This is a genomic window from Flavobacterium stagni (assembly GCF_004122105.1).
GTDB lineage: Bacteria > Bacteroidota > Bacteroidia > Flavobacteriales > Flavobacteriaceae > Flavobacterium > Flavobacterium stagni.
Map to the genome: position 1 here is coordinate 1 of NZ_SBKN01000018.1, position 518 is coordinate 518.

The following is a 518-nucleotide window of genomic DNA, read 5'->3' on the forward strand; positions in this document are numbered from 1 at the left end:
CACAAGTTACCAGTTCGGCAGTTGCTTTAGTATCGGTTTACCGCTACCAAGTCCAACGTTTGGATGCGAGCAACAACGTTGTAAGCACACAAGTGTTGACGAGCGGTTTGCGTTACTTCTCTTTTGATCAGGTGACCGACTTCCTTTATGATGCGAACTATAGCGTTTCGTGTGCGATTCGCAACTTAGACGGTGTATTCATGGCGTACGGTCCAGCATGTACCATTCAAGCTCCGAAACACCCCAATACAGAATTGCGAGCCACGCAATGTAATGACTATGCAGTTACGAGTTATACTGAGAATATCAATGCGACTTTGGTTCGAAATGCGGTACAATACCGTTACCGTTTGTATAATGTGGGTCAGAGTTATGACTACAGTGTCGACAAAAATGCGAACTACTTTAGATTGACTGATTTCCCGGGCTTGGTTCCTGGTGAAACGTATTCCGTGCAAGTAGCGGTGAAAATGCCCAACCAACCTGATTTTGGATCGTTTAGTAAAACGTGCTCGATT

1 protein-coding gene is annotated in these 518 nt (G+C 45.0%); it reads left to right on the forward strand.

Translation table 11 applies throughout. From position 1 onward, the window contains the following. A partial coding sequence (locus EQG61_RS13800; protein WP_164974945.1) for a hypothetical protein occupies positions 1–518 on the forward strand: 518 nt, incomplete at both ends.